The sequence below is a fragment of the Arthrobacter sp. SDR-2R genome (genome assembly GCF_057747955.1).
The window spans coordinates 42555-63344 of sequence record NZ_JBYLER010000002.1 but is presented as its reverse complement, the minus strand read 5'-3'; the positions used below and the strand labels follow the sequence as shown (position 1 = coordinate 63344).

Below are 20790 nucleotides of genomic sequence, written 5' to 3'. Positions count from 1 at the left end.
TACTAGCTCTTGACCCATGGATTTGCGGCCGGCACAGCCGCCGCCGGCACCGCCTCTTCCTCGGGCTGCGGGCTGTACTTCTTGATTGAAGACTCCACCGCGTCCTTGTGAGTGCCGGTGTACCAGGGCATAGTCCGGACAAGGGTGGCTGGCGCACCAGAGGCCAGGACGACGGCGCGGCCGCGGTCCAGCTCGGCGAGGTTAGAAACATCAAAGATGCGTTCCTTTGACTCCTGTCGGGAGCGGCTGGACCCGGACTTCCCTGATGAGACGGAGACGTTGATGTAGCTGTAGTCGCCGATCAGGTCAGAAAGGGCGCGGAGGAAGCCTTCTTCTGCGACGCCGCCGCCGTAGACCTTGACGTTCGCGGCGGACCAGATTTTCCGCATGTTCGCCTCGCCCCAGAGTTCGACGCCTTGGGACCAGGACTGCAGGATGCCCATGACGATCAGCCCTTTGGAGCCGTAGTGGCTGAACTGGTCCGGCAGGCCGGCCCAGCGGACGACGTTGGCCAGCTCGTCCAGGGCGAACAGAGCCGGCTTGGGCAGGCGGCCGCCGCTGCGCTCGGCGCGTTCCTCCATTGCCTCTGCAATCGCCACGGTGAGGGCTGTGGTGAGAGGAGCGGCTGAGCCTGCTCCTTCCTTGGAGAGGATGTAGATCGTCTCCTGGGAGGCGGCGAAGGCGTGCGGGTTGAACTGCCGGCGGGCATCCGTGGCCACGCTTGTACCGCCGGTTGGGGCGACCCAGCGGAGCGTGTTGCGGCTCTTGAGGCACTGGATCATTTTCTCGGCGGTGCCGAAGATACCGTCGCGCTGCTTGTCGGCCAGCTCCAGCGTGGACTCCAGGCCCTTGTACTGCAGCTCGTAGTCGTGGGCTTTGAGGATGTTGATCGGTTCGCGGTTTACCTGCTCTGTCACCCACAGGTAGACCTGCGTGATGGGCAGGCCGCCGAGCGCGGCCGCGAGGAAGTATGAGGAAAGGATGTCTTCGGCTTTGGGGTCGAAGTATGCGTCCGGCTTTGACCCGGGGACGCGGGAACCGACGGAGAAGTGTTGGGTGAGCTTGTATGCCTTCTCTTCGTCGGTGACGTAGGAGAGGGGGTTCCACCACCAGTCCGGATCTTCCTGGGCGATCTTTTGCGGGTCAAATACCCACGCCGGGGCTACGGCTTCGCGGACGCCACGGGTGCCGTCCACGACGTCACGCTTGTTGGAGGTCGAGACCACCGCGCCGGGGGCGTCGAGGATCGCGGGCATCACGCGGGAGGTTGATTTACCGGTTCGGGGTCCCCAGATGTCGAGGCTGAGGTCTTCCCAGGATTGGACGAATTTCTGGCCGGTGGAGACCACCTTGCCGACGACGATGCCGGGGTTGTCCTTGATGCCCAGCCGCTCGGCTTTGGCCTGAGCGCCCTTCTCTGAGAAAGCATTGAGGGACTTTCCGCGGCCGAGGTAGCGGGCCGCCTTGTCTACGCGGGCGCGCTTGGACGCACCCTGCCGCCACGCCACCAGGACGACGAGGGCCAGAGCCAGGACCAAGCCGATCAGCACACAGACGACGACGGTGGCCTGGGGCGGCCACGGCACCTTGCCCTTGATAAGCCCGGCGATCAGGTCAACGGGGTGGGCCGGGGGCGCGTCGATGCCTGCCATCCACGAGCCGATGTGTACGGCGGCGTACGTGCCGCCCCCGAAGACGACAATGAAGCCAATGGCGAGCCACACGAGAACAGCGTCGCCGAGGCCCATGCCTTTGCGGTTAGGTGCACTCACTTGCGCACTCCTTTCTTACTGGATGACTTGCGCGCTCCAGCCTGAAACAGCCCGATAAGAGCTGCCGAAGCGATGAGAACCACTGTCGCCTTTCGCTTCAAGGGTTGAGGCCACAAGGCGTCAACCAGCTCGTTCTTAACCGCCAGGTCAGCCTTTAGTCGGCTAATTTCGCTTGCCTGGGTAGCTACAGTTGCATCGCTCCCCCAACCAAATGGCAGCGTAAGCAGAGTGACACTTATCCCCGCCACGGTTATCCAGAATGCTTGGTCGATGTGGATGGAACCGGAACCGAAACTCAGTGCCCCGATGATGACCGCGATTAGCCCCAAGATGGAAGCAAGGTTTGCCTTGGGGTTGTGGACCGGTTTCCCTAGCTTGGCGAGAAGCGCAAAGAAACCAGCACCAATTGCGGTGAGGAAGTACCCAAGCGGTAACCCTGCGGCCGGGGTCCAGCCGGGGCTGTTCAACGTCACGTATAGGACCCAAGACCAAGCCCCAAAGAGGGCCATGGAGAGCACCAGGAATGTATAGGTCCACGCTTTGGTCTCCGTGCTTCTGCGCAAGGAACTGAGTAGCAGATTCACAGATCGCCTCCCTCGCTAAGCAGAGCGGGTGCGGCGGGGTCAAGGATCGGTTCCGGGGACCCGTGCCATTTTCCGTCGGTGTCGTTGACCCCGTCGGGTCCGTGTTCCACGGAGGTCAGACCCACTTGGACTGGGATTCCGGGGCGGCCGCCGACCTTGATGAGGAACTTTCCCCGTCCTGGCGGTTCGACGTCGACGCCGCGGGAGTCCCACGCGGGCGGGTCCTGCCAGGAGATGAGCTTTTGCTGTTCCTGCCGGGACAGGGGTATCGCGGAGGTCAGCAGGGGCATCTCGGAGGCGGGGAGGCCCCCGCAGATGACCATGCCGGAGCGTTCGACGAAGCCGCGGGCCTTCATGCGGTCCTCTTCGGCGGGGAGGGCCAGCAGGTCGGACATGGTGTGGGAGATCATGATCTGTCCGACGCCGACCGAGCGGTTGAGACGGGTGAGGGCGTCCACGCGGTCGACCATGCCCTTGCCGGCCCGCAGTGCCCGCCACAGTTCATCCAGGACGACGAAGTAGTTCCTGCGCGGTTCCAGGCCCGCGTCGGCGAGGGCGTTGGCGACGTTCACGGTGCCGAAGCCGTAGGACCAGCAGGCCAGCAGCACTGCGGCCTGCAAGTCGGTTTCGGTCTCGTCGATGCTGGAAACGTCAAAGACGACGGCGCGGTCCCGCTTCATGGGATTGGTGGTCTGGCGGGAGAATATTTCGCCCAGCTTCCCTCCCCCGGTCAAGCCCAGGAGGGTGGCTTCCAGTGCCCGGGTTTCCTGCAAGTAGATGTTCATGTCGCCGCGGTCCAGTGCAACCTGGCGCAGCTCGTCGGGCGCGGAGATGATCACGTCCAGCAGGTCCTTGAGGACAGGGACGCCGTCAAAGCGCTCGTCCAGGACGCGCAGCGCCCGGTCCAGGATGGTTTGTTCCTGGTCGGTGGGCGGGTTGTTCCGGCTGATGGTGATGAGGGAGACGACCATGGTCAGGCGCCGGCCGTGGGCGTCTGCGCGGACCCGTGCGGCGTCTTCGTGGTGCCCGCTGTCTTCGAGCAGTTGGGCGGCTTCGACGGCCTGCCCGGGGTCGAGGATGTTCATGTAGCCGACGCCGCGGCCGAGCTTGATGACTTGGCCGCCGAGGGCTTTCACGGCTTTGACGTGTTCGCCTTTGAGGTCGCCCAGGATCAGGGGGTGGACGCCCTGCGCTGAGAGGCCGATGAACATCCGCCGTACCACCGTGGACTTTCCGAGGCCGGGTTTGCCGAGGATGAACGCGGACGGGTTGGAAATAAGGCGTGCGCGCTGGAACCAGCTGATCGGGTCACAGCAGACCGTGGCCTGGGTTTCCTCATGCCGACCCAGCGGCACGCCAATCATGGGAGAGGATGCGCCGGATGAGAACGGCCACAGCCCGCAGACCTGAACGGTCGTTCCCCGGTACTCCCGCACGGAGGGCAGCAGCTGTGCCATGCCGCCACCCCGTCCTGTCCAACCCCGCGAGCCCGGCCCTGCTTCCTTCGCCGGGGCTTTTGCTGCCTTTATCGTCTTTGCCTTCTTTGCTGTCAAAACCTTCATCCGGGCCATTAGAGGGCGTCCTTAATCTCGGTGGGCACCATGCTGTGCTTGGGCAGGACCAGCCCCAACGGCAGGGACGCGGCGAAGGCGGTGTCCTGGGAGCCGTAGGCGCGGCGCAGCAGCACACGGGCGGTGCCCGAGGTCTGCTCGATGGCGGCAACGGCGTCCGGCAGGCGTTCCTTGTCGGTTACCGTGGCGGTGACGACCATGCCGAAATTCACCAGGCCTGCACCTTGGGCTTCTTCCTGGGCGGTCTGGACAGCAGAGCGGGCATCGATCAGGGCCCGTGCTGTAGGGCGGGTACCGGAGGTGATGCGGACGTTGGCGTTGTTCTGGTCCCGCTCAACGACTGTTGCGGCGCGGGCCGAGTCCATCGGGCGGTACAGCAGGGATACGCGCTTGCGGTCGATGTCACCGTGCGGGGCCAGCAGCCGGGACAGGACCGATGAGTTCACCGAACCGCGGGGAGCGCCGGTCATGGTCCAGGAGGCCGAGAACGCGGAGTCGTGGCGGTAGTCGTCCCAGCTGGCCTGCGTCGCGGTCGGGCCAACCTCGCCCCAGCTCAGGGAGACCGGCGTGCCGGCCGCGTGGGCTTCGTCAATGATCAGCGCTGCGGGCGGGTCGTAGGCGATCCGTACGACCTCGCAGAGTTCCTGCGCAGACATGGGCCGGGCGATCCCTGCCCCGGTGGACTGCAGCCGTGCCGACAGGCCGGGGATCCGGGAGGCCAGGTCGCGGGCGACATCCTCCGGTGTGCGCTTTTTCGAACCCGCCCGCAGGGAGGCATTGAAGGTCAAGGACACCCAGGCACGGACCGTGGCCGAGCCTTCCGGGTAGGTGTCGACGACCTCATGCAGCATGTCCCTGGCGAACTGCGGAGCGTTAGGGTCGATGTTCATCATGACCTCATTCCGCAGCCGGTAGCCGGAGTCCGGGGCGGTCTCAACGGTCACGGCCGCGGCATCAAGGCCGGCCTCGTCGGCGAGCCCGGCGAGCCAGCCGCCCCAGTTGGCGACCCAGGCATCGACCTGTTCGGGGTCAACGAGGGAGGCACCGTCCGGTTCGGTGGAGAAGATCACGGTGAAGTGGCTGGTCGCCGGGACGTGGAGCATGGCGAAGGGGCGCTTGTAGGAGTCGGTGAACTCGTACAGCGTGGACTTCGCCGCCAACCCGGGCAGCTGGTACATGCCCCACTCGGTCACACCAAGAGGGCCCGAACGGTACAGGTTGGTGCCGGAGGACTTGGAAATCTTGAAAGCCAAGCGGGTACCGAAACGATCCACTACGGACTGGCCATGCTTGTCCTTCACGGTCAGCAACAGCGCGCAGACGCCGGCGACGGCAAGAACGCCCAAACCGACGAACAGGCCCCAGATAGCGAAGCTGACGATACCCAGCAGGAGTCCGACCATGACGATGCCGGTGCCGATAGCGCCGAGGTTGCCCAGGCCGGCTGAACGCGGGACGCGCCAGTTGCCGTAGGACGGTTCTTTGTATTCGGCGTTAATTGCTGCCACTGGGGCCCTCCCCCGTTGAATCCTGCGCGGTCGTCTTGATTGCCTCTGATGTCCTGGACGCCACCTGTACGCCTGCGGCTACGGCCATGCCTGCCGGGCCTGTAGCCGCTGCCTCGGTCGCAGCTCCAGCGCCGCCGGCCGGTGCTGGAGCTCCAGCCGTGCCTGCCTTACCAGCTGCCCCGCCCGGGCCCATAGTGCCCGGCGTCGACTGCCCTCCCCCACCCCGAGGACCGGAGGATCCGGGGCTCCCTTTGGGAGAGCTGCCTGCGTTCGTGCCGGATGTATTGCTGGTGCTTGCTGGGATCGGTGCTGCGTTACCCCGCCCGCTGCCGGTGCGGCCCATGGACACAGCTCCAGTGGCGAGAGCACCCACAGCCGCTCCGGCCGCTGCGCCGCTGCCAGAGGCAACGGCTCCGACCATTGGGGTGACGAACCGCATCAGGGCCGGAAGCGCGAACAAGGCAACGATCATGAGGGTGAATCCGCTAATGGAGCCTACGAGGGCGTCACGGCCGCTCGTGTTGCCCATCAGCAGAAACGAGACCGAGTACACGATGGCTGCCGCAGGCTTGTAGAGGATGAAGGCGATGGTCCATCCGACGGCTTTTTGGAACCATTGCCTGCCCATCTCGGTGTTCGTGAAGGCGGCGGTGGTTGGCAGGATGCCGGCCAGGATCACCAGCATGCCGCTGCGAACCACCATCAGCACGATCTGGACCAGGGATGCGATCAATCCGACCAGGCCCAGGACGATCAGAATGAAGGCCCCAACGCCGGTCTGTCCCGTTACGACGAGGACGTGCATCGATTCCGCGAAACCCTTCCCATCGGTGGCCCGCTGGATGATCGCGGCCGCGAAGGTGTCTGCAGCAATGATCAAGATGGAGATGACACCCACACCAAGACTGGACACCACCGTGAGGGTGATTAGGGAGCGCATGAGATCTTTCAAGGGTGCGCCCCGCTGCTCCCAAATCATGCGGATTCCTCCGATGATGACTGCCAGGACGGCCAAGGTTAGCGTCCATGGCCACAGCTGGCTGTTCACCGTGGTGACCACCGGGCTCGCTCCGGTGCGGTCGTCGCTGATGAGGTTCACGGTTGGCATGGAGACCCAGAAGGTCGAGAGGGTCGTCACCATCTGGCTCATTCCCTCCATGATGGATTTCGCCAAGTTGCTGATTGCATCATCGGCCAGGCCCTGAACCCAGTCACCAACGGGGTTCCATGTGGGTTTCATGCTCCACTCCACGGGATAAAGCCGGACAGGTCCCGTATCTGTCGCGGTTCTTCCAGCGGCGCGCCGTTATCGGCGACGACGCCTTTCCAGTCACCGTCCTGCCAGAGCAACGTGGTGCGAACAGAGGCAAGCGCACCGTTGTCTGCCTTGAATGCCAAGTCGACGACAGCTTGGTTGGCCGCATAGGAGACGTTGAATCCGGCGATCTGGATTTTCACGGCTGATGCGGGAGCCTGAGTCTGGGGCGCTTTCATTCCTGCCTCGCGCCCAGGTCCCTTTGCCGCAAGCTGCTCGGCGATGGAACGTTCCTTTGAAGGGTCGCTGCCGAGTGCCCAAAGGTTTACAGCCGCGTACAGCGCACCCTTTGGTGTGTGGGCGAAGCAAGACCTGATCCCCTGGGCGTCGGTCTTCCCCGGCCCAATTTGTGGGTCGGTGGGAGCGGCCATCGTTCCTACCAGTTCCCATTTGGTTTCGGGCGCTGCACCCAGGGACGTTTCCGTCGAGGTTGGAAGACCGCAAACGCTGCTGCCAGCGGCAGAGGCGCTGGCGCTGGCAGCAGGCGTGCTCCCGGTTCCGGGAGTTGGCGATGCTGGCTGTGCGTCACTCTGTCCCTTGGGGAGCAGGAAGATGACAATTCCGGCTGCCAGCAGCGCGACCACCAGCACGGCCGCGATGATGAAGCCGGGTTTTGTGAACGGATTGCTTTCGGTGGTGCTCTCTGTTGACTGGCTCATACGGAACCTCCCGTTGATGGTGCTGGCTTAGACGAAGGCGCGGACGATGCCTGCGGCTCCGGTGATGATGATGCAGCCCATCAGGACCCAGCCGAGCTTGCCGATCGCCTGCGCGCCTTCACCGCGCTGGAGCTGAATGACCATGCCGATGCCGACGATGATGACGCCCAGGACGCCCAGGACCAGGCCGATTCCCGAAGCCCAGTTCAGGATGGTCAGCAGACCGCCCGCCTGCGCAGGGACAACGGGGGTGGGGTTAGGGATAACGCTGGTGGTGACTGCAGTGAACGTGTTCATGGTGAGACCTTTCAGTGGTTGGTAGCCGTGGCCAGGGCGGCCACGTCGGTAATGAAGCGCTGGTATTCGCGGGCGACTGGCAGTTCCGTGGTGTCCGTGTGCCGCCAGGCGTCCACCCAGGGCAGCGTCCAGAATCTTGGTGCCCCACCGCCTACGAGGGCGGCGAAGTCCCGGAGCGCTTTAGGTGTCTTTCCTGGGGCGTCTGCCAGGACGGCGAGTCCAAGCAGGTCGGTCTGCGGGGCTGCACCTGACGCCCACTGGGTGAGCGTGTTCCTGGCAGTTGTCAGGCCCCGCATGTCTGCGCGGCAGACCAGCAGCACCCGCGGTTTGCCGCCGCTGGGAAGAACAGGCCAGCAATGGTCTGTGGAACGGGCAGATTCGATGAGGTCAGTGATCCGGCTTTCACCCGCTCCCCCATGGGTGCCAACAACCCAGAGACGGGCTGTGCCGGCCATGCTGCGGGACGCCAGCCGGTCCGCCGCGTCTGGCTCGACCATGCCGCGCAGCGGCGCGCTGATGGCCGCCGCCGGCGGGGCAGCCGCGTCCAGTGTTTCCTCTGCCGGTTCATCGGCCATGGGGCGGGTAATCCAGGGGTTCAGGGTCTGTTGCATGGTTCCTCCTCTCAACTCGTACGTTCCGTGGGATCGTTCTAAAAGCCTTTGGCGACGGCGGCCGCCGCCGCGAGCCATGCCCGCTGGGTCGCGGGCTGGAGCGCTTCGTAGCGGATGGGCCCGTTGACCAGGGCGGGGTCATACGGGATCCGGACGACGGCACGCACGAACGGCTCGAAGCCGTCCGCGATGCGCTGTGCCTCGGCTTTGGCCCGCTTCAGGGCGTCTCCGGTCATGCTGCGCTTGGCATCGGTAGATTCGGAGACGATCACGACCGCGTTGCGTGCCAGTTCGGCATCGTGGCCACCACGGGATTCGAGTGTCTGCAGCGTCAGCCGTGCTGCTTCTGCGCGGTCCTCGATGGCGGTTACCGGGACGACGAGCTGGTTGGTGTGGTCGATCATCCGCCGCCAGTTCGCTGCACGGGCGGTGTTGCCGGAATCCATGATGACCAGGCGGTAGTAGCGGGTGAGGACCTGGTGGGCTATGTCCACTTCCTCTGCGGTGACTTCGTGGTCGCCTTCTTCGTTTTCGTCGGAGCGCAGCACGTCGAACTTATCGGCGGTCTGGTGGTGGACGAACTTGGCGATCTCGGCCGCGTTTGTGGACGGTGACAGCAGCTCGGTGGAGGAATCGATCAGGTCCAGGACGCTGCGGTCGTGGGCGCCCTTCTCGGTCCGCCATCCGAGGGTGCCCTGGGACTCGTTGTTGTCCCACGCCACCGTTGCCGCGCCGCTGTAGCGGGCAAGGATCGCCGAAAGCATGACGACCGTGGGGGTCTTGTTGGCCCCACCCTTGCGGTTGACCACGGCAATGGTCCGCGGTCCGGGCCAGTGCTGGCTGACCGTGCGGACGTCTTCACGCTCGGACAGTTCCTCGTCCGAGGGGTCCATCCGGAAGCCCAAGCGGGTCAGGGTCCCGCGCCAGCCCTGGGTGGCGGGCTCCAGCACCGGGGCGCTGACCAGGAAGGAGGTCTCCTTCAAGCTACGTCGGGTGACCGGAGCGTCAGCTGCAGCAGCCTGCTCGGGTGCCCCGGAGGTCGGAGCAACGTCCTCAACCAAGGCGGTTTCCGCGGCAAGGGGTGGCCACGGCTGGCGTTCCACGGTTGGCTGGGCGGGTTCAGGCTTCACGGCAGGCGTTGCCGCTGGAGTGGTGTCGGTGGATTCGACTGCGACCGGAGCGGGCGTGCTGGTGGGTCCGCCCGTGCGGCGGCGGGCGGTGCGGGGCTCGTAGGAGACGGATTCGACGTTTCCGTCCGGGTGGACGATCAGTTCGCCGTGGCCTTCGGGATCCTCGATGCGGACCCGGACGGGACGCTGCAGCGTCCTGGCTTCGGCTACGACGAGGGCCAGGGCGTTGTCGCGCAGGTCCTGCAGGGTCTCCCCTGCCGGGACGACGCGGGAGTTTCCTGCGACTACGACTTCGGCGGTGCCGTTGTCGCTGATGATGGCCTTGATGTTTGGGAAGGCCAGTACCTCGGTGGGTGTGGTGCTCATGAAACCTGTTTCCTTTACGTTGACGGGGTTAGTGAGGTGCGGGCGTTCAGGATGTGGGTGGGGTGAGTCGGTTGACCTTCCATGGGGCTTCCGGGCCGGTGCGGAGCAGCTGCAGGGTGTAGGTGCCGGCGTCGGTTGGAACGGCTGCCATGACGCCGTAGCCGTTGGTGTCATCGACTGTCAGCGTTGCGGGGCCGGTGACCCGGGTGGCGGGGACGTTGGCGGGGTCCACTGCTGAGTAGTCGGCGGTGGCCTGGGGTGTGAGCCAACGGGCGAGGTCGTTGGCCCACTGCTTGTCCTCCACGGTGGGGCGGGCGAAGTCCGTCATGGCCTTTTGGGCGATGTCTACGGCGGCGTCCTTGCTGGCCTGGTCCCAGGTGATGCCGATGGTGGCCGGGACGGTGCCGTTGGGGGCCTGTGGGCCGCTGCTCGCGCTCAGGGAGACCGGTGCCGTGGCTGTGTCGACTGTGCTGGTCGCCGGGGAGGGCGTGGTGTTCGCTGCCGGTGCGCAGGCGGTGCACAGCAGGACCACCGCGGTCAGTGCGAGTGACTTTTTCACTTCTTCTCCTCTTGGGTGGGCAGGTACAGGAAGGCTGATGGGACCGTGTTGCTCACGGTGCGGGTGTAGTAGTTGTGGTCATCCGGTGGCGGGTTGCCGTTGTAGCCCTCTTCGACGTAGGTCCCGTTGCCCTTGACTTCCTTGACCACGGCGACGTGCCCATAGGTCGGGTCCGCTCCCCCGGCGCCGGGCGCGTACCAAACGACTGCGCCCACCTTGGGTGTGCTGCCAGTGGCCCAGCCCTTGGCGTCCCAGCCGGCCTTCCAGGTCAGAGCGGAACCAAGGCCCTGTCCGTCCGGGCGGAAGGTGCCGTTGAGGAACTTGAACGGTGCGCTGGTGGATCCCATCTGCTGGTTGACCCGCCACAGGGCAAAGTCCACGCATTCGCGATAGAACATGCCCAGCGGCGAGGCCGCCGATGCTCCCGCTCCGGCCTGCATCCACGTGGGTGAGTTCTTCCACGGGTAGTCGTCCCCGGCGCCGGACTGCCCTGGAATGGCGCAGCCGCCGCCTTCCAGCGAGAACTTGCCGTCCGAGAGTGCCTGGACGAGTTTCACGGCTTCGGGCCAGTACTTCTGGTAGTGGTAGGGGTCCGCGTTCCGCTGGACCTTGTTGCCGGCAATGGTGGGCTCCAGCAGTTCCCATCCGGCTACCTTCTGCAGCGCCTTGATGAAGTTGGTCGCGCTGATGGTGGGGTCCATACGGTCCGAGTACGAGCCCCAGGCACCGTTCCCCCGCTGTTGGAACAACCCACGGGAATCTGGCCCCGCGGTGTCTCCGCGGTCCAGAACGCGCAGCCCAGACTCCCCCAGGGCGACCATGACGCTGATCATCTGGCCCTTCACGGGAAGGTCCAGCGCCTTGCCGGCACCCATGATCGCCGCGGCGTTCTTCAACTGCTCCTGGGAGTACCCCTCGACCTTTGTATCGCCGTTGATGGTGACTGAGACGGTCGGGCCGCAGTCGGCAGCGGCCGGCTTCGCTGGGGCAAGGAGCAAGAGGATGGAAAAGACCAATCCGACCAAGACGCCGGGGACCACAATCATGGCCACGAGGCCAAGCGACTTCCGCTGCATCACGACGGACCCTTGCTGCGGAGGCGGACGGGCCAGTTGGCGTCGAACAGCGTCGTCATCCTGCTTCCCCCCAATTTGAACCTGCCTTCACCTGATGGCGACTGACTTCTACCTTGAGCATAGCGGGTAATTTAATTACCCGCTACAGTGTTGCTATGCGCGCACACACGCAGGTACGGCAAGATTGCAGGTATGCCCAGGTATGCCCATCCGAAGACCGCTGCTCATTTGGAGCCGGTCATTAATGCGTTCGGGAACCTGACCAGAGTGGCCATTATTGGGTTCCTGGCGCAGCACGGTCCCGCCACGCGGGGCGAGGTCGCGACGGGCCTCAGCATCGGGGTGGCGACGGCGAAGCACAATCTGCAGTTGCTCACCGACGAGGGAATTACCTCCCAGGATCCACCGGCTACAGAAGAGCGCAACGGGATGAGGGTGCAGTATTTGCTGGCGCGGGAAGAGGTCGAGCGGCGCTATAGGCTGCTGGGCGAAGCTTTGGGCGTAGTTACCGAGGGCGACTAAACGCCTCTTGCCGCCAGCTCCACTGCCACCCCTGGCTGGGTGGTGATAGTCAGGACGGCCCGAAGAACGGCTTCCGGCGGCCTGCAGGTAGCGGCGCATACACCCAATCCTACTGAAATATTTTCAGTAGTGAATTTCTTTCAGTCGGGCGTGGTGCCTTCAGGTCGGGGCCGGCTTGGAAGATTCCTTAAGGCCTCCGTTACTGCGCGGACAGCGTCGATGTTCACTTCGCCAAGGACGCGAGCAGCAAAATGTTCTACCTCTGAGATGCGCAGCGCTTCGATCAGCCGAAGTTCGGCTTCGACTCTCTCGGGAACAGGGCCGCTGCGCTGCAGCAAGTAATCGGGGTCCACATCGAAGAAGTACGCGAGAGCTTTCAGCAGCTCGGGGTCCCACCGGTTATCCGGGGACCCCGCCAGGAGCCGATGCCACCGGGTCTTCGTCAGATTGAAGCCCTGTTCGGCCAGGCCAGCGCGGATCTCTTCGTAGGTGAAGCTGGCGGCACCCTTGGCGTGCACGATGTCGAGAAGGAGTTGCAGCTTGGACGCCAAGACCTCCCGGTCTGTCCTGCTGTCAACGGGGTCGGTGCCCTCAGTCATTTTTCCTGCTCTCGGAGCTGCATCTGGCCGTTCGTTGTACCGGTCTGCTGTTCCAAAACTGGGGACCCTGAACGTTCAGAAAAAATACTATGTCAGTTCAGAATCAGCACGCAGGCTGATCCGAATACGACAAGCCCTGTTACGAACCCGGCCAGCACCTGCGAGAGCGTGTGATCCTTCAGATAGACCCTTGACCAGCACACCAAAGGCGCGGCGATCACAAACGGGATTGACCAGACTCCGAACAGTATTGCCGATGAGATCGTCGCTCCCCCAAGAGTCATGGCGTGCCCGGACACTTTCCAAAACGGGCTGACGATAATGAGTGCCAGGATTCCCCCGAGAATCCCGGCAATCAGCGCCCAAACCGTTAGCGGGGTGTCGATCAGCGTCAGTATTCCGCATCCAACAAGAGCCGATGCCAGCGTCCACAGCATCACCGGCCGGCGCTGCTTTTTGTCCCCCACATGGTGATCGGTAAGTGTCCCTCGGCGGGCAAGAATGACCACCACCAGCAACGGCGCCAGACAGATCGTCACGGCAGCCACTAGCCCAGGAATCAGTGCGGCCACCCCTCCCCCACCACGCACTGAAGCGAGAACGAGCAGCAGCGAGAGAACGAGAGGCGGCTGGGCCACTTCCGTTGAAATGCGCGCGATTCGCTGAATCACCGAAGGGGTAACGACCGCGAATTGGGTGTCTGTAGCCACCTAGATTTCCGCCCTTTTCCTAAGCTCCAGCCCGAGGGGCTCGAATGTGTTGGTCAACCGTCGCTGAGCCAGGACAAGCGCCCTCTCAGCCGGCGGGGAATACTTTGCTTGCTGGCCCGCGGCGCGAAGGTCCCCTATGGCAATAACCAAGGTGTATAGCCGCTCGGCCGGGAGCGGGCCCAGGACGTCCACCGCAAAAGCGAAGCGTTCTCCCTGGGCCTTTAGGGCAGGGAACTTGCAGTGGAGGACGAGAATCCAGAACCGATCCACGAGAGCCAGCCTGCGCCAGAGCCGCACCATTGGCGGAATGCCGAGGCCCAGCGATGTGAGCAGGATTCCGCTGTAGAAGAAGGGCGTGAACAGCAGGTACGCCAGATCAGTTAGGGAACTGCTGAAACCGGCGAAACGGAGGCTCATGTAAATGATTTCGTCAATACAGCCCAGGACCATGAGGCCCATTCCGATACCAACGACCGTGGCGCTGGCACGCACCGTTCGGCTGTCACGTGGACCAATGCTGACCCGCAGGACGGACAGGCCCAGACCGCCAAGGATCGCCATGTAGACCGTTGCGTAAACATAGACCGCTGGCTGGTGCACGGTTTCCGGTATGAAGGCATCCGTCGTCGGGACGAAGGATTGAAGCGTGAACGGGATGACTATGGCCAGCAAGAGGGCGGCTAGAAACAGTGGCCTGCGAGTCACGCGCTGCTGGGTCTCCGGTTCCGTGGACAGTGCACTGAAAACACCCTCCCGGACCAGCCACACCGCAGCGGTAACGAGGAGGTTCCGCACCAGGTGAAGCCAGTTGGTCCCCCCGATGAGAGCGTCAAGGGTGCTTTCAGGGACGATTTGGCCGGTACAGAAGAGACCTACGACGCCGACGCCGGTTGCTCCCAGGAATGCCGTCGATGCGTTGTGGCGCGCCACGAGGTACAGCCGTGCCACGAAGACAACCGTCAGCAGCCAAAATGCAGCTTGAATCACAATCCAAAAATCCGTTCTGCGTTGGAGACGCAGGTGTCCTGGCCTGTGACCAGGCGTTGAGCCAGTGCGTAGGCGAGGTTTTCCGCCGCTTGCTCCGCCTCTTCCAGGGGAATCGCAGCGGGCCGGCACATCCAGCTGATCCCGCGGCGCTTGCCAACTCCGGAGAAGAAACCGGCCGACTCCAGCCCGTCAGACGGCTCACCCTTGTGCCCCAACAGGATGTGCCCGAATTCGTGCAGAATGACATGCCGGCACCAGAAAGCGTGACCGCGGCGGTATTGAATGAGACCACGAGCCGGCATATCAACCCAGCGACCCGTCACACCGTCTGCCAGGACCCCATCTGCTACTTCATCGAACTCCAACGGTTTCCCGTAGGCCCGCTCCACTGCAGTGATCAGGTGCGGGAGGGTGGGAGAGGCCGGCAGCTGCAAAGACTCGATTGTCTGCAGGGACAACTCAGTAGGTTCTAACAATTGGTTCCCCATCAGTTCCCACCCCAGTGAACATGCCACTGAAATTATTTCAGTGATGTGTAATATTGGTTTAGCGCCTGACTGGACTAGTCAGGCAAGGGCAAACCATACCAAGGCGCCCTTAACTCTGCTTGTCACGCGGCGCGCATCTGTCATTTCCCCACGTCAGATAGGTAAACGATGCGACACGCTGCAGCAGCCAGCCGATCTAACCGTACCCATACGGTTAGACTCGCCAGCATGAGCGCATCCAAAACTCGTCGTCCAAGAGGCACCGGCCTCGACAACGTGATTCTGCGTGTTGACGTCTCACCGTCCGCAAAGGACCTCGTGGACCGCGTGTCGGCCCACACCAATCTTTCCAAAGGCCTCGTCACAGAACGGCTCCTACTTGGCATCCCCCTGGATGCCCGCGGGCTGCCGCTGTGGGACGACATTGACGACTATAAGGACCAGGGAGCGCTGCCTATACCGAAGGCCAGTTAATAACTGAAGGCCCGCACGTGGCGGGCCTTCGTTAAGTATTTAGTTCAGATCAGGTTCTTGGCGGGATTCGATCTGAACTTTTATCCAACACCCACCCAATGGGTGGATTTTGTCGTTCCCCCGAAGGAGTAACTGCTGTCTATGGTACCGGAAGTCAATTCCGCGTCAACGCACTCACGCGCGGGTGTCGCCGGGGAAACCACCCCTGAGCAGGCGTGGATCCTCGCACCCCTGATTGCAGGACAGGCGTCCTACCGCCCGGGCCGATGGATCGGGACAAGATTCCAATACCCCCGTCCCGTGACCCCGCCCGCCATCACGAAGTCGCTGCCCGAGCAGCCTGCAGCGGTCATGATCCACGGTGCGGACGGCTCCGTAAGCACGCTTTGCATCGACCTGGATACCTCCAAGGCACTGAAGAGCGTCGTGGACTCAGACGCCGCACGACTGAGGAAGCTTCTGGAGGAAGCCAAGGTCGGTTACGTGGAGGACTTTTCCCCCAGCGGCGGCAGGCACCTCTACGTTCCCCTGCAACGACGCCTCACGGCCGCCGAAGCCCGTGAGCTCGTAGAAGCCCTCGGCCTTCTCGCCGCCAGCCTTGACCCGAGCCCCCACCAGAACATCACGGACGGATGCATCCGCGTTCCGGGCTCAAGACATAAAACTGGTGGCCACCAGACCCTCGTCACTCCCCTGGCGAACGCCTACGCCACACTCCGCGTTCGTAATTCGCCACGTGCCGTGGCAGCACTTCGTGCCGCCCTTGCCCCGGAGCTGGCCCGCAACAAGGCCATCCACCAGCGCCAGGCCAAGGCAGCAACGACAGCTAGGGCTACTGGCGCCCAGCTCTCCATGGCCGGCAGTGAGACGCCCCTGCGCCGGATTGCACGCACCGGGCTCTATGACACTGCCAAGTACGCCAGCCCCTCAGAGGCCCGTCTGGGCGTACTGAACCACTTCGCTGGCTGCGGCTGGTCACTGCAAGACGTGGAAAACGAACTCAGCGGCCAGTTCCCCGGTCTGGCAGCCCTCTACGGCACGCAAGCAAACCAAGCCAGGCTCCTCCCCTTCGAATGGTCCAAAGCTCAGGCCTACACCAACGCCGGCAGCACCAAAAAACGCGGGTCCCGAGAAACCGGGAAAAACAATGCCCTTATTAACAACACAAGCCGTACTGAACTCACAGGGGGGGCCACCAACCGCAGCTCCGCTTCAATCCACCAACTCGTCAACGACTTGGAAAACGTCCTGTACGCCGTACTGGACCACCGGCTATCAGCCAGGGGCCGGGAAGGACTTAGTCTGCGACTCTTGATCCGCGGCCTGCTGGGCTACATGCGGGCGAAAGAAACAGATTTGCTCGACGTCGGTTGCCGAACCCTCGCCGTCGCCTTGGGAAAACATCACGTCACCATTGCCCGGCTGCTGCCCGTGCTGGCCCAGGCTTCAGACGGGATCCTCACCAAAGTCGCGGACGCCCGCCATAAGGCGGCAGACGCCTACCTCATCCAGTTGCCCCAGCACTACCAACAACTGGCGAGGGAGCTGACGTGGCGCAAAGGACGTATTCATGCTGTGCGGCCCGTCTTCCGCCACCTGGGGGATGTTGCAGCTCTCATATACGAGGCCATTGAACGGGCCCGCCGCTCCCCCACCACCGCTGACCTTGTCCGCTCCACAAGCATCAGCCGTAACGCCGTATCAACGGCGTTGGCAGATATGGAAGCCCTGGGCATGATCCAGCGCGTCCACGGCCAGTGGAAGACTGTGGCGGTCAATCTCACCGATTTGGCCGCCCGGTTGGGTGTCCTGGAGGACTACCAGAGCCATATCAGCCGCAACCGGTTTGAACGCGCTGCCTGGCACGCATATCTGGACCGGTTCCTCATCAAGCACCTCGAGGAACAAGACCTGTACGACCCCGAGCGGGACGAATACTGGCTGCCACCTGGCGAGTCACACATTTGGGACGCTGCATAGGTAACCAGAGCGGCACAACGCGCCGGGGAAGGCGTACGCAGCTTTGCAGGTCTAATAGGTCTAATTGGGTTATTAGGTATAAAAGTCCCAAATGGTGATATATAGTTTTTATACCTAATAGATATCTGCCCGCCGAGCGCCTGGCTCGGTAGGGGATCGGCCTCGGGGCTGGACCTATTAGGGTCATAAGCGTTAATAGACCCTTTAGGGCGCGTGTCGCTATAAGCGACATTAGGGACATTGAATACATTGGGACCATCACCGATTGGAGATTCCATGGCAGCGACCATCTACGCCCTCATCAATCAGAAGGGCGGCGTCGGCAAGACGACAGAAACCTACAACCTGACCAGGGCGTTGGTTGCCACCGGCAAACGCGTCCTGGCAATAGACGCCGACCCGCAGGGCAACCTCAGCGGCATCCTGTCTGCAGACAGCGTGGAAGCTGACCAGCTCACGTTTGCTGATGTTCTGCTGGGGGAGAAGGTCCACGACGTGGAAGTGGACGGCATCTGGGAGGGACTCGCTGTTCTACCCGGCAACTCCAACACCACCAAAGCCATCCAGCAGCTGCACACTGAGCACGGCCGCGAGTACCGGCTAAAGGAAGCCCTGACGGACAGCCTGGACCGCTACGACATCATCCTGATCGACTGTGCACCCAGTTTGGAGCTCCACACCATCAACGCGCTTGCGGCTGCTCACCGCGCCCTGGTGATCTGCCAACCGGGCAAGTTCTCCCTCGACGGTTTGAGCCAGCTGCAGCTGAGTTTCGACAGCGTCTCCCGCTACTACAACCCCCTACTCACAGTGGCCGGAGTGATAGTCAACGGAAACCGCAACACGCTTACGCATCGGGCCTGGATTGGCGATCTCGCCGAAGCTTCACCCTGGAGGGTATTCGAGCCCTACGTGCCTTATTGGAGCGTTATCCAGGACGCCATGGAGGCCGGCCTGGGCCTGGACGAATGGCCCGGAGACGATAAGGCGCGGCAGGCCTACGAAATTTACGCACGACATCTGGCGCACCTCGACGAAATCGAGCTTCGCCCGCACCTGGAGAAGATGTTCCCAAAGCACGACTACAGCACTCTGGAGAGCTGACATGGCACAACGACCTGCACGGCGAAAGAGCACCCTCGGGGCAGCGCACCCGATCGAGCATCAAAACAATCAGACGTCAGTGGCGACGACACAAGAAGATGTGGACCTTCCCGCTGACACTACGGACCTGACCCCTCCACCTTCGTCGGCAAAGGAAGAACCTGCGGCTCCGGTGGCTACGTCCAAGGGTGCCAATAGGGCCGGCAAGGCGCAGCCCAAGGGAGCCTTCTACGCGGACGAGGACGTACTGGAACGCATCCGGGCCGCATGGTTTCACACCCCAACGACCGCCGCCGAGCGCGAAGCATCATTTTCAGACTTCCTCCGGGAAGCTGCGCTGGAACGAATGCAGCGGCGCGAGAAAACCTACAACGACGGCAATCCGTTTCCCTTCGTCCCCTCCGGCAAAATCGCCCGCGGGCGACGCTAAAGCATGGGTCTGTTATCTCTATTAGGCCTAATAGAGATAACAGACCTTATAACGCGGAGCAGGACTAGACTAGGCCGGTGATAATCACCGGCACAGTCACCACATCGGACGGAACTTTCGACTACCTCAGCGCTGAAGCAGCGACCTATGAGGAAGCCCGGGCACAACTGGACGTGCTTCTGTCAGCGGATCAAAAACTCATTGTCATTCGCACCGACAAGGACTAAGCCATAGGCGACATTTCCCAGGGAGCCGATTTGTGCCCCTGGGAGTTACGCTCCGGAGATGTCGTGGCGAAGGTTCACCGTTCCGGCAGCGCGACGCTCTCCGCCTCTAGTTCCGGGCGCGGGCGGACGTATCTCACCGCATGGCGGAACGCGTTGCCCGTCCAGGCGGCGTCGGCGGAAATCTCCACCACCAGGGGCTCCACCAGAGTCAGGGACACCGGCCCTTTGGTTTTGCTGAATCTGCTCAGCATGGTCTCGGTCATAACCTCCGGCCATGGATGAGTGCCCTGCGGCGGGCGCAGGTAAGCGGACAGATCGCGTGCAGCCTTCGCGGTAAGTGGGGTGGAACGTCCAACAATCCGCAGCCGACCGTCAATGGGCAGGCCGGCGACAATGTATTGGGGCCGGTCCAGTGGGCCTATGACGGCAGCGCACACCACGTCCAGGGATTCGCGGCGCTTCACCTTTACCCACTGGCGTACGGGTTGGTAGCTCTGGGCGGCGCCTTTGACTACGAGCCCTTCCAGGCCAGCGTGGTGTAGTTCCTCGAACCATTTGAGGGCCTGGGAGCGGTCCCTGGTTGTGGGGGAGAGGTTCAGCGGAGGTTCCCATGCGCCGGCCAGCTGCTCCAGCAACTCCCGCCGCTGAGACAGGGGCGCTTCCCTGATGTCGTGTCCTGCGACGGCCAACAAATCGAAGGCAACGAACGAGGCCGGGTGTTCCCTGACCAGGGCGGGCAGGCTGGCTTTTGAGGTCACAAGACGCCGCTGCAGCGCGTCAAAATCGAGCCTGTCAGCGGTCCACATGACCGCTTCTCCGTCGAGAACACACCCGGGTGGAATCTGGTCCGCCAAAGCCTCCGCGAGGTCCGGAAAATAGGGGGTCAGGTCCTTGCCCTGGCGCGACCACAAAGAGACCGCGGCGGTTCCTATCAGGGCGCACATTCGGAAGCCATCCCACTTCGGCTCATAGACGCTGCCGCCCGGCAGTGCCGCCTCTGCCGGGACCGATTCAACTGCTTTCGCAAGTGCCAGAGGCACGGGCGGCTGCAGCGTGGCCGGGACGTCCTCAGTCATGACAGCCACGCTACCGCCGCCGCCAGCCCCAAGAGGGGTTACGCTGCCGGCTCCGCACCCCGCGTCCGTGATGGGCGCGAGCCGTTCAATGCGATTTGCAAGGACGGAGAATAAAACCGCTGCAATCCATGGCTTTTGTCAGGGAGCCCTGACACACTGGTTGTCAGGATTTGCTGACAGAAAGGTAGTTGCGATGGGTTGGGTGTCGGAGGACAACGAGCACGAAGGATGGGGGGCGGCGGTGGCGCCAGACGGGCGCTTGTCCGGAACTTCTACAGGTCAAGGAATGCTCTTCCAAGGCATCACCGGGAGGTACCCCAGGGATAAGTACATGCCGGACTACGAGGTCATTCCGCACGCTGACATCACTGGCTGGCGGGGGAGCTGCGAATGCGGATGGGAAGGACTGCTCTGGAAGCGTGTTGCGTCACCTGAAGAGGCTAAGGCCAGCCTTCGGCTCGCCTACGCCCCCTTTGATGGGTTCGCAGACGCTTCTCAGTCCGTTGAAGACGCAATACATGATGAATGGAAGGCCCACGTCCTTCCATCCTCAGCAGTCGCCGGTGTGAAGTCTGCTGCCCGCGAGTACAACCAGGCGGGCCGACGCCTGGATCAGGCGGTTTCCGCAGCGAAGGCCGCCGGCGCTTCCTGGGCCGACATAGGAAAGGCTGTTGGCATTAGCCGCCAATCGGCCCATGAAAGGTGGGCTGAGAGGTCCGGGCAACTCTAGAGGGGCCTAGGCGTC

Annotated in this window: 23 protein-coding genes; 7 read left to right on the top strand and 16 right to left on the bottom strand. The window is 63.1% G+C overall.

Annotated elements, in window-relative coordinates; all coding sequences use genetic code 11:
* Window positions 1-2 precede the first annotated feature (2 nt).
* The 11 genes from AC3ANU_RS21005 to AC3ANU_RS20955 all read right to left on the bottom strand — a co-directional run bounded on the left by AC3ANU_RS21005 (window position 3) and on the right by AC3ANU_RS20955 (window position 11448).
* Window positions 3-1772, bottom strand: a complete 1770-nt coding sequence (locus AC3ANU_RS21005) for a type IV secretory system conjugative DNA transfer family protein (RefSeq protein ID WP_488316040.1) — start codon at window positions 1770-1772, stop codon at window positions 3-5.
* Window positions 1769-2245: a hypothetical protein gene (locus AC3ANU_RS21000; RefSeq protein WP_488316039.1), complete on the bottom strand. Its 477-nt coding sequence runs from the start codon at window positions 2243-2245 to the stop codon at window positions 1769-1771. Before AC3ANU_RS21000 ends, AC3ANU_RS21005 begins: the two co-directional genes overlap by 4 nt.
* A gap of 107 nt (window positions 2246-2352) precedes the next feature.
* Window positions 2353-3927 (bottom strand): helicase HerA domain-containing protein, encoded by a 1575-nt coding sequence (locus AC3ANU_RS20995; protein WP_488316038.1) that lies wholly within the window; start codon window positions 3925-3927, stop codon window positions 2353-2355.
* Window positions 3927-5435 (bottom strand): SCO6880 family protein, encoded by a 1509-nt coding sequence (locus AC3ANU_RS20990; protein ID WP_488316037.1) that lies wholly within the window; start codon window positions 5433-5435, stop codon window positions 3927-3929. The genes AC3ANU_RS20995 and AC3ANU_RS20990 overlap by 1 nt, the downstream gene beginning before the upstream one ends.
* Window positions 5422-6675 carry a TrbL/VirB6 family protein gene (locus AC3ANU_RS20985; protein WP_488316036.1) on the bottom strand — a complete coding sequence of 418 codons (1254 nt, stop codon included), beginning with the start codon at window positions 6673-6675 and terminating at the stop codon, window positions 5422-5424. The genes AC3ANU_RS20990 and AC3ANU_RS20985 overlap by 14 nt, the downstream gene beginning before the upstream one ends.
* On the bottom strand, window positions 6672-7409 hold the full coding sequence (locus tag AC3ANU_RS20980) for a DUF8175 domain-containg protein (RefSeq protein WP_488316035.1): 738 nt from the start codon (window positions 7407-7409) through the stop codon (window positions 6672-6674). The genes AC3ANU_RS20985 and AC3ANU_RS20980 overlap by 4 nt, the downstream gene beginning before the upstream one ends.
* Window positions 7410-7436: 27 nt before the next feature.
* Complete coding sequence (locus AC3ANU_RS20975; RefSeq protein ID WP_306969972.1) at window positions 7437-7706, bottom strand: hypothetical protein; 270 nt, start codon at window positions 7704-7706, stop codon at window positions 7437-7439.
* 11 nt (window positions 7707-7717) lie between these two features.
* Complete coding sequence (locus tag AC3ANU_RS20970; protein ID WP_488316034.1) at window positions 7718-8317, bottom strand: DUF6668 family protein; 600 nt, start codon at window positions 8315-8317, stop codon at window positions 7718-7720.
* A 38-nt stretch (window positions 8318-8355) separates the two neighbouring features.
* Window positions 8356-9813 carry a MinD/ParA family ATP-binding protein gene (locus tag AC3ANU_RS20965; protein ID WP_488316033.1) on the bottom strand — a complete coding sequence of 486 codons (1458 nt, stop codon included), beginning with the start codon at window positions 9811-9813 and terminating at the stop codon, window positions 8356-8358.
* 46 nt (window positions 9814-9859) lie between these two features.
* The gene (locus AC3ANU_RS20960) at window positions 9860-10372 is read right to left on the bottom strand and encodes a hypothetical protein (protein WP_488316032.1); all 513 of its coding nucleotides are present in this window, start codon (window positions 10370-10372) and stop codon (window positions 9860-9862) included.
* Window positions 10369-11448: a CHAP domain-containing protein gene (locus tag AC3ANU_RS20955; RefSeq protein ID WP_488316075.1), complete on the bottom strand. Its 1080-nt coding sequence runs from the start codon at window positions 11446-11448 to the stop codon at window positions 10369-10371. Before AC3ANU_RS20955 ends, AC3ANU_RS20960 begins: the two co-directional genes overlap by 4 nt.
* A gap of 192 nt (window positions 11449-11640) precedes the next feature.
* On the opposite strand from AC3ANU_RS20955, the gene AC3ANU_RS20950 reads away from it, so the two are divergent.
* Complete coding sequence (locus tag AC3ANU_RS20950; RefSeq protein WP_364316557.1) at window positions 11641-11970, top strand: ArsR/SmtB family transcription factor; 330 nt, start codon at window positions 11641-11643, stop codon at window positions 11968-11970.
* Window positions 11971-12110: 140 nt separating this feature from the next.
* Here AC3ANU_RS20950 and AC3ANU_RS20945 read toward each other — a convergent pair whose 3' ends face one another.
* The 4 genes from AC3ANU_RS20945 to AC3ANU_RS20930 all read right to left on the bottom strand — a co-directional run bounded on the left by AC3ANU_RS20945 (window position 12111) and on the right by AC3ANU_RS20930 (window position 14724).
* Window positions 12111-12569: a hypothetical protein gene (locus AC3ANU_RS20945; protein WP_488316031.1), complete on the bottom strand. Its 459-nt coding sequence runs from the start codon at window positions 12567-12569 to the stop codon at window positions 12111-12113.
* 92 nt (window positions 12570-12661) lie between these two features.
* Window positions 12662-13279: a phosphatase PAP2 family protein gene (locus AC3ANU_RS20940; protein WP_488316030.1), complete on the bottom strand. Its 618-nt coding sequence runs from the start codon at window positions 13277-13279 to the stop codon at window positions 12662-12664.
* Entirely contained in the window at window positions 13280-14227 is a 948-nt protein-coding gene (locus AC3ANU_RS20935; protein WP_488316029.1) for a hypothetical protein, read from the bottom strand.
* Window positions 14228-14262: 35 nt separating this feature from the next.
* Window positions 14263-14724, bottom strand: coding sequence for a hypothetical protein (locus AC3ANU_RS20930; RefSeq protein ID WP_488316028.1), 462 nt, complete (start codon window positions 14722-14724; stop codon window positions 14263-14265).
* A gap of 258 nt (window positions 14725-14982) precedes the next feature.
* On the opposite strand from AC3ANU_RS20930, the gene AC3ANU_RS20925 reads away from it, so the two are divergent.
* From AC3ANU_RS20925 to AC3ANU_RS20905, 5 genes are all read left to right on the top strand, one after another.
* Window positions 14983-15228 carry a hypothetical protein gene (locus AC3ANU_RS20925; RefSeq protein ID WP_488316027.1) on the top strand — a complete coding sequence of 82 codons (246 nt, stop codon included), beginning with the start codon at window positions 14983-14985 and terminating at the stop codon, window positions 15226-15228.
* A 300-nt stretch (window positions 15229-15528) separates the two neighbouring features.
* Window positions 15529-17208, top strand: coding sequence for a hypothetical protein (locus tag AC3ANU_RS20920; RefSeq protein ID WP_488316026.1), 1680 nt, complete (start codon window positions 15529-15531; stop codon window positions 17206-17208).
* Window positions 17209-17484: 276 nt separating this feature from the next.
* Window positions 17485-18312 carry a ParA family protein gene (locus AC3ANU_RS20915; protein WP_488316025.1) on the top strand — a complete coding sequence of 276 codons (828 nt, stop codon included), beginning with the start codon at window positions 17485-17487 and terminating at the stop codon, window positions 18310-18312.
* 1 nt (window position 18313) lies between these two features.
* A complete protein-coding gene (locus tag AC3ANU_RS20910; RefSeq protein ID WP_488316024.1) occupies window positions 18314-18742 on the top strand; it encodes a ParB family protein in 429 nt (142 codons plus the stop codon).
* Between the two features lie 77 nt (window positions 18743-18819).
* A complete protein-coding gene (locus tag AC3ANU_RS20905; RefSeq protein WP_488316023.1) occupies window positions 18820-18969 on the top strand; it encodes a hypothetical protein in 150 nt (49 codons plus the stop codon).
* A gap of 74 nt (window positions 18970-19043) precedes the next feature.
* Here AC3ANU_RS20905 and AC3ANU_RS20900 read toward each other — a convergent pair whose 3' ends face one another.
* On the bottom strand, window positions 19044-20045 hold the full coding sequence (locus AC3ANU_RS20900) for an ATP-dependent DNA ligase (protein WP_488316022.1): 1002 nt from the start codon (window positions 20043-20045) through the stop codon (window positions 19044-19046).
* A 286-nt stretch (window positions 20046-20331) separates the two neighbouring features.
* Here AC3ANU_RS20900 and AC3ANU_RS20895 point away from each other — a divergent pair, with 286 nt between their 5' ends.
* A complete protein-coding gene (locus tag AC3ANU_RS20895; RefSeq protein WP_488316021.1) occupies window positions 20332-20775 on the top strand; it encodes a hypothetical protein in 444 nt (147 codons plus the stop codon).
* Window positions 20776-20790 lie beyond the last annotated feature (15 nt).

Bases quoted from the DNA above. Each gene is read 5' to 3' on its own strand.
- AC3ANU_RS20995 (WP_488316038.1), bottom strand. From the start codon at position 3,927: ATGGCCCGGATGAAGGTTTTGACAGCAAAGAAGGCAAAGACGATAAAG.
- AC3ANU_RS20895 (WP_488316021.1), top strand. From the start codon at position 20,332: ATGCTCTTCCAAGGCATCACCGGGAGGTACCCCAGGGATAAGTACATG.
- AC3ANU_RS20915 (WP_488316025.1), top strand. From the start codon at position 17,485: ATGGCAGCGACCATCTACGCCCTCATCAATCAGAAGGGCGGCGTCGGC.
- AC3ANU_RS20955 (WP_488316075.1), bottom strand. From the start codon at position 11,448: ATGCAGCGGAAGTCGCTTGGCCTCGTGGCCATGATTGTGGTCCCCGGC.
- AC3ANU_RS20900 (WP_488316022.1), bottom strand. From the start codon at position 20,045: ATGACTGAGGACGTCCCGGCCACGCTGCAGCCGCCCGTGCCTCTGGCA.
- AC3ANU_RS20910 (WP_488316024.1), top strand. From the start codon at position 18,314: ATGGCACAACGACCTGCACGGCGAAAGAGCACCCTCGGGGCAGCGCAC.
- AC3ANU_RS20925 (WP_488316027.1), top strand. From the start codon at position 14,983: ATGAGCGCATCCAAAACTCGTCGTCCAAGAGGCACCGGCCTCGACAAC.
- AC3ANU_RS20970 (WP_488316034.1), bottom strand. From the start codon at position 8,317: ATGCAACAGACCCTGAACCCCTGGATTACCCGCCCCATGGCCGATGAA.
- AC3ANU_RS20985 (WP_488316036.1), bottom strand. From the start codon at position 6,675: ATGAAACCCACATGGAACCCCGTTGGTGACTGGGTTCAGGGCCTGGCC.
- AC3ANU_RS20980 (WP_488316035.1), bottom strand. From the start codon at position 7,409: ATGAGCCAGTCAACAGAGAGCACCACCGAAAGCAATCCGTTCACAAAA.
- AC3ANU_RS20950 (WP_364316557.1), top strand. From the start codon at position 11,641: ATGCCCAGGTATGCCCATCCGAAGACCGCTGCTCATTTGGAGCCGGTC.
- AC3ANU_RS20945 (WP_488316031.1), bottom strand. From the start codon at position 12,569: ATGACTGAGGGCACCGACCCCGTTGACAGCAGGACAGACCGGGAGGTC.
- AC3ANU_RS20975 (WP_306969972.1), bottom strand. From the start codon at position 7,706: ATGAACACGTTCACTGCAGTCACCACCAGCGTTATCCCTAACCCCACC.
- AC3ANU_RS20965 (WP_488316033.1), bottom strand. From the start codon at position 9,813: ATGAGCACCACACCCACCGAGGTACTGGCCTTCCCAAACATCAAGGCC.